The 8,828-nt window shown below is 70.5% G+C and carries 6 protein-coding genes and 1 pseudogene; 3 read left to right on the top strand and 4 right to left on the bottom strand.

Annotated elements, in window-relative coordinates:
• Positions 1-390, bottom strand: a pseudogene (locus F3J18_RS33710) (EamA family transporter); the annotation flags it as partial.
• A gap of 377 nt (positions 391-767) precedes the next feature.
• Positions 768-2,033 carry an MFS transporter gene (locus F3J18_RS33705; protein ID WP_166916432.1) on the bottom strand — a complete coding sequence of 422 codons (1,266 nt, stop codon included), beginning with the start codon at positions 2,031-2,033 and terminating at the stop codon, positions 768-770.
• Positions 2,034-2,455: 422 nt separating this feature from the next.
• Between F3J18_RS33705 and F3J18_RS33700 the strand changes: the two genes are divergently transcribed.
• Together F3J18_RS33700 and F3J18_RS33695 are read left to right on the top strand one after the other, a co-directional pair.
• Positions 2,456-2,668 (top strand): hypothetical protein, encoded by a 213-nt coding sequence (locus F3J18_RS33700; protein WP_017920817.1) that lies wholly within the window; start codon positions 2,456-2,458, stop codon positions 2,666-2,668.
• 40 nt (positions 2,669-2,708) lie between these two features.
• On the top strand, positions 2,709-3,740 hold the full coding sequence (locus F3J18_RS33695; RefSeq protein WP_166916430.1) for a serine/threonine protein kinase: 1,032 nt from the start codon (positions 2,709-2,711) through the stop codon (positions 3,738-3,740).
• Between the two features lie 70 nt (positions 3,741-3,810).
• Here the strand turns inward: F3J18_RS33695 and F3J18_RS33690 are convergent, their stop codons facing one another.
• A complete protein-coding gene (locus F3J18_RS33690) occupies positions 3,811-5,229 on the bottom strand; it encodes a coniferyl aldehyde dehydrogenase (protein ID WP_025100312.1) in 1,419 nt (472 codons plus the stop codon).
• Between the two features lie 36 nt (positions 5,230-5,265).
• On the bottom strand, positions 5,266-6,939 hold the full coding sequence (locus F3J18_RS33685) for an isovaleryl-CoA dehydrogenase (protein ID WP_166916428.1): 1,674 nt from the start codon (positions 6,937-6,939) through the stop codon (positions 5,266-5,268).
• Between the two features lie 220 nt (positions 6,940-7,159).
• Here F3J18_RS33685 and F3J18_RS33680 point away from each other — a divergent pair.
• Positions 7,160-8,828 (top strand): GMC family oxidoreductase N-terminal domain-containing protein (locus tag F3J18_RS33680; protein ID WP_240156486.1); only part of this gene is annotated, 1,669 nt, incomplete at its 3' end.

The raw sequence follows: 8,828 nt of genomic DNA, 5'->3' as shown, positions 1-8,828 counted from the left end.
CAGCGCGAGCAGCAGGCCCGCCAGGCGCGGCACCGACCAGCGGCGCTCGACCAGCGCCAGGGTGAGGATCGGCTGCGCGCCGAGCAAGGTGGCCAGCATGCCCGGCGTGATGCCGTGTTCGAGCGCGAGCAGGTAGGCGATCGAATACAGGCCCATCAGCAAGCCGATCAGCGCCGTGATGCGCCGCCCGCCGGCCGGCGGCAGCCAGCGGCGGCGCGCCAGGCCGATCGCGGCCAGCGCCAGCGAGGCGAGCGCGAAACGCGCGATCAGGAAGGCCAGCGCGGAAGCGTGGCGCACGCCGAGTTCGGCGAAGATCGCGCCGCTGCTCCACAGCAGCACGAAGGAGGAAGTGGTGAAACGCGCGACGAGCGCGCCTTGTGCGAATCGCATGATGTGTCCTGTCGATCGGAACCGGGAACGGCCGCGCGCGACGCCGCCGCGCGAATGACGCGCAGGCAGGACGAACGGGACCGATGGGAAAGCTGCGGCGCGGTTCAGCCGCGCCGTGCCGCGCGATGCGGCGGCGGCGCGCCGATGCGCGGCGGATCGACAGGAGGTGGCGGTGCCGCTTGCGCGCGCCCGTGCCGCCGCGCGCAAGGCGGCAGGCAATCGGTGAGCTGGGCGGGCAAGGCAGGCCGCATGGTTCGATGAACGAAAAGGACGGATGACACGCCACGTTAGCGCATCGGGGCCGGGCTCGGCAAGTGGCGAATGCGAGTAGGCCTCGCGCCGTGCCCGCTACACGAGCGGCGGCGCCGCGATCGTCGTCAGGCGGCGCCGGCGCGCTCGCGCGAGCGCAACCAGCTCGCGGCGACCAGGCCCACCGCCAGCAGCGCGCCCACCAGCGCGGCCACGCCGCCCCAGCCCGAGGCGCTCCAGGCGTGGCCGCCGAGCGAGCCGATCACGCTCGAGCCGAGGTAGTAGGACAGCAGGTAGAGCGCCGCGGCCTGCCCCTTGCCCTGGCTGGCGAGCCGGCCGACCCAGCCGCTCGCCACCGAGTGGCCGGCGAAGAAGCCGAAGGTCATGCAGGCGATGCCGGCCGCGATCGCCGCGACCGGGGTGAGCAGGGTCAGGGCCACGCCCAGGCCCATCATCACGATGCCGACCATCAGCACGCGCCCGCGCCCGATCGAGTCGGCCATGCGGCCCGACCACGGCGAGGCGAACACGCCGACCAGGTAGACCACGAAGATCGCGCCGATGGTGGCCTGGTTCATCGCGTAGGGCGGCGCCAGCAATCGATAGCCGATGTAGTTGTAGAGCGTGACGAAGCTGCCCATCAGCACGAAGGCCATCAGGAACAGCACGGGCAGCTCGCGGCGGCCGCGCAGGTGGCGCGCCAGCGCGCTGCGATGATGCGCGAGGCCCAGCCCGCGGCGCGGCGTGAAATGCCGCGAGGGCGGCAGCAGCGCGCGGAACGCCAGCATCGCGGCGAGCCCGAGCACGCCGATCCCCGCCACCGCGATGCGCCAGCCGAACAGCTCGGCCAGCACGCCGGTGATCACGCGACCGGCCATCCCGCCGATCGCGGTGCCGCCCACGTAGAGCCCCATCGCCAGGCCCAGCCCGTCCGGATGCACCTCCTCGGCCAGGTAGGCCATCGCCACGGCCGGCACGCCGCCCAGCGCGATACCGGTCAGCGCGCGCAGCACCAGCAGCTCGTGCCAATGCGGCACGAAGGCGGCGGCCAGCGTGAACAGCGAGGACAGCGTCAGCGAGAGCGTCATCAGGCGATGCCGGCTGAGCTCTTCGGAGACGAAGCCGGCCACGAAGATGGCCAGCGCCAGCGCGGCGGTGGCGAACGACAGCGAGAGGCTGCTCTGCGCCGGGCTCACCCCGAAGGCACCCGAGAATTCGGGCAGCAGCGGCTGCACGTAGTAGAGCAGCGAGAAGGTCGCGTAGCCGGCGAACAGCAGGGCGATGCTCGCGTGCCAGTAGCCGCGCGAACCGCGCTCGAGATAGGGGGCGGTCGGGGCGGGCTGCGCCGGGCGGCTGTCTGCGGCCGATTCCGGCGATCCGGGTGAAGCGCTCACGCTGGGGGTCTCCCTGCAACGGACAAACCGCAACGATACGCCGCTTGCCCGAAACGCGTCGGTTGCCGCCGACTCGCGCGAGCCGCGGCGGCCGGCGCGCGCGGCGGGCTTGCCGTTGCTGTCGCGCGGGCGCGTCAGCCGATGCGAACGTCATGCGAAGTGCATGTTTTTGTGTTCTGCTGGAGCGTCACGGCACTCGGGTTATGATTGCCGTGCGCCGGCAGCGTTTTCCGGCGCGGCCGAAGCGTCCCCCTAATGGGGGGCGACCCGGCGGATCGCGGCGCTGGCCGCGATTTTGTTTTCATGCGACGCGATTCCATCGAAGTGCGAATCGGTTAACAATGGAAACGCGTCCCGCCCCCGGGCGGCGCATTCCAGTATTCGCGGCCGGCGATCCGGTCGGTTTTGAGTGGGGAAACATCATGCATGTCGGTTCGATTGTCTGCACTACGCATATCGCCGTACCGAAGGGCGCTCGCGGCATCGTCCAGCGCATCCTCGGTGACATGGCGATGGTGACCTGGTACGCGGGCGTGCCGGGCGATTCGAAGGAACTGAACACCGAGCCCTTCTTTCTCGAGGACCTGATCGACACCGGAGAATCCGTGCTGCCCGCGGGCGCCGCGATTCACTGAGAACTCGTCAAGCAGCGCGGCGCGCGGCACAATGCGGGCCATGCACGACGACCATTCCGAACCCACCCCGGCCGGCGACAGCGCCGGCCTTCCTTTTGCGGGCCTCACGCCCGAGCGCGTGCTCGACGCGCTCGACAGCGTGCTGATCCCCGCCGGCCTGCGCACCGACGGGCGCCTGCTCGCGCTCAACAGCTACGAGAACCGCGTCTACCAGGCCGGCATCGAGGACGGCCAGCCGATCGTCGCCAAGTTCTACCGGCCGCGACGCTGGTCCGACGCGGCCATCCTCGAGGAACACGGCTTCGTCGCCGAGCTGGCCGCGCGCGAGATTCCCGCCGTGCCGGCGCGCGCCTTCGAGGGCCGCACGCTGCACGAATTCGAGGGTTTCCGTTTCTCGGTGTTCGAGCGCCGCGGCGGCCGCGCGCCCGATCTCGACCGGCGCGACACGCTCGAATGGCTGGGCCGCTTCATCGGCCGGATCCACGCGGTGGGCGCCACCCAGGCCTATGCCGAGCGGCCGGTGCTCGATATCCGCAGCTTCGGCTACGACTCGCGCGACTACCTGCTGTCCAACGAGATCATCCCCGTCGATTTGCGCGAGGCCTACCGGACCGTGCTGGCGCTGGCGCTGGAATGGGTCGAGGCGGCCTTCGAGCGTGCCGGCGAGACGCGCCTGCTGCGCGCGCACGGCGACTGCCATCCGAGCAACGTGCTGTGGACCGACGCCGGCCCGCATTTCGTCGACTTCGACGACAGCCGCATGGCGCCCGCGATCCAGGATCTCTGGCTGCTGCTGCCGGGCGACCGCGCCGGCGCGTCCAGCGCGCTGGCCGACCTGCTGGCCGGCTACGAGGATTTCTGCGAATTCGATCCGCGCGAGCTGCACCTGGTCGAGGCGCTGCGCACGCTGCGGCTGATCCATTATTCGGCGTGGCTGGCGCGCCGCTGGGACGACCCGGCCTTTCCGGCGGCCTTCCCCTGGTTCAACACTCATCGCTACTGGGAAGAGCGCGTGCTCGAGCTGCGCGAGCAGGTCGGCGCGATGCAGGAAGGGCCGCTCTGGCCCGTCTGATCCGGTCTCGACGCCGGGAGCCGGCCGTTGCATGCGCAACGACCGCGATCCCTCCCGGCGATCCCTTTCCTCAGAACCTCAGCATCAGCTTGATCAGGGCCCCGAAGCGCTTGCCGTAGGGCGGCGCGAGCAGGTTGCGCGCGTTGAAGCGCGCCTGCGTGAGCACCGGCTTCATCTTCGAGAAGGTCACGAAGCCGTCGTAGCCGTGATAGGCGCCCATCCCGCTCGCGCCGACCCCGCCGAACGGCAGCGAGCCGCAGGCGATATGCATCAGCGTCTCGTTGATCGAGACCCCGCCCGAGATGGTGTCGCGCATCACGCGATCGATGTTGGCGCGCGATTCCTCGAACAGGTAGAGCGCGAGCGGGCGCGGGCGCGCGTTCACGTAGGCGATCGCCTGCTCGAGCGTGTCGTAGGGCACGATCGGCAGCAGCGGCCCGAAGATCTCCTCCTGCATCAGCGCGGACTGGTCGGGCGCGCGGGTGATCGCCACCGGCGCGAAGCGGCGCAGCGCCGGATCGCAGGGCGCCTCGGTCAGCGGATGCAGGGTGGCGCCGCCGTCCTGCGCCTCGGCCGCGAGCCGGTCGAGCCGCGCGAAGTGGCGCTCGGAGATGATCGAGGTGTAGTCGGCGTTGTGCGCGAAATCGGGGTAGAGCCGCGCCACGCGCGCGCGGGCCCGCTCGATGAAGGCCTCCTCCTTGCCGCGCGGCACCAGCACGTAGTCGGGCGCGATGCAGGTCTGGCCCGCGTTGAGCGTCTTGCCCGCGACGATCGCGTCGACCGCGTTGTCGAAGCGCGCGCCGGGCCCGACGATGGCCGGCGACTTGCCGCCCAGCTCGAGCGTGACCGGCGTCAGGTGCTCGGCGGCCGCGCGCATCACGTGGCGGCCCACCTGGGTCGAGCCGGTGAACAGCAGGTGGTCGAAGGGCAGCTTGCTGAATGCCGCGCCGATCTCCGCATCGCCGTTGACCACGGCCACGTGATCGCGCGAGTAGGTCTTCGCGATCAGGACTTCGAACAGTTCCGAGGTGCGCGGCGTCAGTTCCGACATCTTGACGATGGCGCGGTTGCCTGCTGTCAGCGCGCAGATCAGCGGGCCCGCGGCCAGCAGCACCGGGTAGTTCCAGGGCACTACGATGCCCACCACGCCGAGCGGCTGCGGGATCACGGTGGCGCGTGCCGGCTTCAGCCACTTGTTCATCGGCTTGCGGCGCGGCCGCATCCAGCGCTTGCCGTGGCGCAGCGCCTCGTCGATCTCCTCCTTGGCCATCCAGATCTCGGAGAGCAGCACCTCCTGCTTGGCGCGATGGCCGAAGTCGGCATTGATCGCCTCGGCCAGCGCGTCGGCATTGTCGATCAGCATCGCCCGCAGCGCGCGCAGGTGGCCCGCGCGCGTGTCCCACGAGGGGTAGGGCGCGCGCAGGTAGGCGGCGCGCTGGTCGTGCAGCAGCGCGTCGAGCGTGGCGAGTCCGGGCAGGTCGTTCTTCATCGTCTGCTCCTTGGCAGGCAGGCTGGCGGCCGAACGTCAGGCCGGGAACGCGCGCGCGAGAAGCGCGCCGTGGTCGAAGGCGGGCAGCGTGCCGTAGACGCGTCCCGTGTCGTGGCTCGCGGCGCCCAGGCGCGTCGCGATGAAGGCATCGGCCATCGCGGCCGGTGCGTGGCGGATCAGCAGCGAGGCCTGCGCGATCAGCGCGATGCGTTGCGCGATGCGGCGCGCCGAGGCTTCGCGTTCCTCGGCCGGCAGCGCGAAGGCATCGAGCAACTGGTCGATCGCGTGCAGCAGCTCGGGATGCCCGGCGGCGGCCTCGCGCCAGGCGGCGACCAGGGCCGCGGCCGATTCGGGCTCGCGCTCGACGGCGCGCAGCACGTCCAGGCACATCACGTTGCCCGAGCCTTCCCAGATCGAGTTGACCGGCGCCTCGCGATAGAAGCGCGCCATCGGCCCGGTCTCGACGTAGCCGTTGCCGCCCCACACTTCCATCGCCTCGCCGGTGAATTCGAGCGCACGCTTGCAGACCCAGAACTTGGCGGCCGGCGTGACGATGCGGCGCCAGCCGCGCGCCTCGGCCGAGCTGCCGTCGTCGTGCTCGACCGCGTCGGCCAGGCGCATGAACAGCGTGGTGGCCGCCTCCGATTCGATCGCGAGATCCGCCAGCACGTTGCGCATCAGCGGCTGCTCGGCCAGCAGCCGGCCGAAGGCGCTGCGGTGCCGCGCGTGATGGATCGCCTGCACCAGCGCGGCCCGCATCAGCGCGGCGCTGCCGATCACGCAGTCGAGCCGCGTCATGTTCGCCATCTCGATGATGGTCGGCACGCCGCGCCCCTCCTCGCCGACCATCACGCCGTAGGCATCGAGGAATTCCACCTCGCTGCTCGCGTTCGAGCGGTTGCCGAGCTTGTCCTTGAGGCGCTGCACCTGCACCGCGTTCTTGCTGCCGTCGGGCGAGAAGCGCGGCACGTAGAAGCAGGAAATGCCGGCGTGCTCGTCGGTGCGCGCCAGCACCAGGTGCGCATCGCATTGCGGCGCGGAGAGGAACCACTTGTGGCCGACCAGGCGATAGGGCTGGCCGCGCCCGCCCGCGCCGAGCGGCCAGGCGCGCGTTTCGTTGCTGCGCACGTCCGAGCCGCCCTGCTTCTCGGTCATGCCCATGCCGATCATCATCGAGCGCTTGCCCGCCAGCGGGATGTCGCGCGGATCGTGCTCGCGCGTGTAGAGCCGCTCACGCAGCGCCTCGAATAGGGCCGGTTCCTTTTTGAGCACGGGGATGCTCGCGAAGGTCATGGTCAGCGGGCACAGCGAGCCCGATTCGAGCTGGGCGTGCAGGAAGTAGCCGGCGCAGCGCGCGGCCATCGCGCCGGCGCGCGGCTCGGCGAAGGGCAGCGCATGCAGGCCCTCGCCGCGCAACAGGGCCAGCAACTGGTGCCAGCTCGGGTGGAATTCGAGCGCGTCGATGCGCTCGCCACGCGCGCTGTGGGTCGACAGTTCGGGCGTATGACGATTGGCGAGTTCGGCCAGCGCCAGCGTGTCGGCGGTGGTGAGCGCCGCGCCGTGCCGCGAGAGCGCCGTTTGATGCCAGCCCGCGCCGTGCCGCTCGACGGCGGCCGCGAGCGCGAGGTCGGTTTCAAACGCGTTGTAGTCGGTGAGCGGCGGAGCCTGATTGGTGACGCGATGCGTCGCCGCCGGAACGTGCTGATCCATGCCTGTGTCTCCCATTTCGCGGCCGGCGACGGCTTGGCGTCGCTCGCTGCCGCGCGAGGCGAATCCGGCCATCTTAAGGCCGGACGGCGGCCCCGTTTAGAGGAATCGCTCTTGATTCGATGCGCCGCGGCGCGCGCCGCGTTCCTACAATGCGCGAACATTACAAGTGCTGGATGCGCATCGGCACGGGTCGCTGATCATGACATGAAGGAGACATGACATGCAGTACGACTATCTGATCGTCGGCGGTGGATCGGGCGGCGCGAGCCTCGCGGCGCGCCTGGCCGACGCCTGTCCCGACGCCAGCATCGCCCTGATCGAGGCCGGCGGCAGCAACCAGCGCAACCTGCTGGTCAACATGCCGGTCGGCATCGCCGCGCTCGTGCCGTACAAAATCGGCACCAACTACGGCTACCAGACGGTGCCGCAGCCCGGGCTCGGCGGGCGGCGCGGTTACCAGCCGCGCGGGCGCGGGCTGGGCGGCTCGAGCGCGATCAACGCGATGATCTACACGCGCGGCCATCCGCTCGACTACGACGAATGGGAAACGCTGGGCTGCCAAGGCTGGGGCTGGCGCGACGTGCTGCCGTATTTCCGGCGCGCCGAGGGCAACCAGCGCGGCGCGAACGAGTGGCATGGCGCCGACGGCCCGCTGACGGTATCCGACCTGCGCTTCCGGAATCCCTTCGCACAACGATTCATCGATGCCGCGCACGCGGCCGGTTATCCGCTCAACGACGACTTCAACGGCGCCGAGCAGGAAGGCGTCGGCTTCTACCAGGTCACGCATCGCGACGGAGCGCGCTGCAGCGTGGCGCGCGCCTATCTCTACGACCAGCCGCGCCCCAACCTCGACATCATCACCGACGCGACCGTGCTGCGCATCGGCTTCGAGGGCCGCCGCGCGAACGGCGTGACGCTGGCGCGGCGCGGCGGCAAGCTCGAGACGATCGGCGCGCGCGCCGAGGTGATCGTCGCAGCCGGCGCGTTCAACTCGCCGCAACTGCTGATGTGCTCGGGGATCGGCCCGGCCGAGCAGTTGCGCCGCCACGGCATCGAGGTGCTGCACGACGCGCCCGAGGTCGGCCGCAACCTGATCGACCATATCGACTTCATCATCAACAAGCGCGTCGATTCCTCGGAGCTGGTGGGCATCTGCCTGCGCGGCCTGGCCAAGATGACGCCGCAACTGCTGCGCTGGTTCTCGAAGCGCGACGGCATGATGTCGAGCAACGTGGCCGAGGCGGGCGGCTTCCTCAAGAGCGAGCCGGGGCTCGATCGTCCCGACCTGCAACTGCATTTCTGCACCGCGCTGGTCGACGATCACAACCGCCACATGCACTGGGGCTTCGGTTACTCGCTGCACGTCTGCGCGCTGCGCCCGAAGAGCCGAGGCACGGTCGAGCTGGCGAGCGGCGATGCGCGCGAGGCGCCGCTGATCGACCCGCGCTTCTTCAGCGACGAGCGCGACCTGGACCTGCTGATGACGGGCGCCAAGGCGATGCGGCGGATCCTCGCCGCCGAGCCGCTGGCCTCGCAAGGCGGGCGCGAGCTCTATACCGATCCTTCGGACGACGATGCAAGGCTGCGCGCCACCATCGTCGAGCGCGCCGACACCATCTACCACCCGGTCGGCACCTGCCGGATGGGCAGCGATGCGCGCGCGGTGGTCGATACGCAGTTGCGCGTGCGTGGCGTGGAAGGTTTGCGGGTGGTCGACGCCTCGGTGATGCCGACCCTGATCGGCGGCAACACCAATGCGCCTTCGGTGATGATCGGCGAGCGCGCCGCGGAGTTCATCGCGGCCGCGCGCCGGAGCGGCTCGGCGCCGCTCGCGGTGGCGTCGACGACGGCCGCCGGGACGATGCAGGCGCAGGCGCAGGCGCAGG

The sequence above is a fragment of the Burkholderia sp. Ax-1720 genome (genome assembly GCF_011753035.1).
Lineage (GTDB): Bacteria > Pseudomonadota > Gammaproteobacteria > Burkholderiales > Burkholderiaceae > Burkholderia > Burkholderia gladioli.
The sequence above is the reverse complement of the archived record's forward strand: the minus strand, read 5'-3'. Positions and strand labels throughout refer to the sequence as shown.

Coding starts and splice junctions, on each gene's coding strand:
- F3J18_RS33700 (WP_017920817.1), top strand. CDS start 2,456: ATGCATGTCGGTTCGATTGTCTGCACTACGCATATCGCCGTACCGAAG.
- F3J18_RS33695 (WP_166916430.1), top strand. CDS start 2,709: ATGCACGACGACCATTCCGAACCCACCCCGGCCGGCGACAGCGCCGGC.
- F3J18_RS33690 (WP_025100312.1), bottom strand. CDS start 5,229: ATGAAGAACGACCTGCCCGGACTCGCCACGCTCGACGCGCTGCTGCAC.
- F3J18_RS33685 (WP_166916428.1), bottom strand. CDS start 6,939: ATGGATCAGCACGTTCCGGCGGCGACGCATCGCGTCACCAATCAGGCT.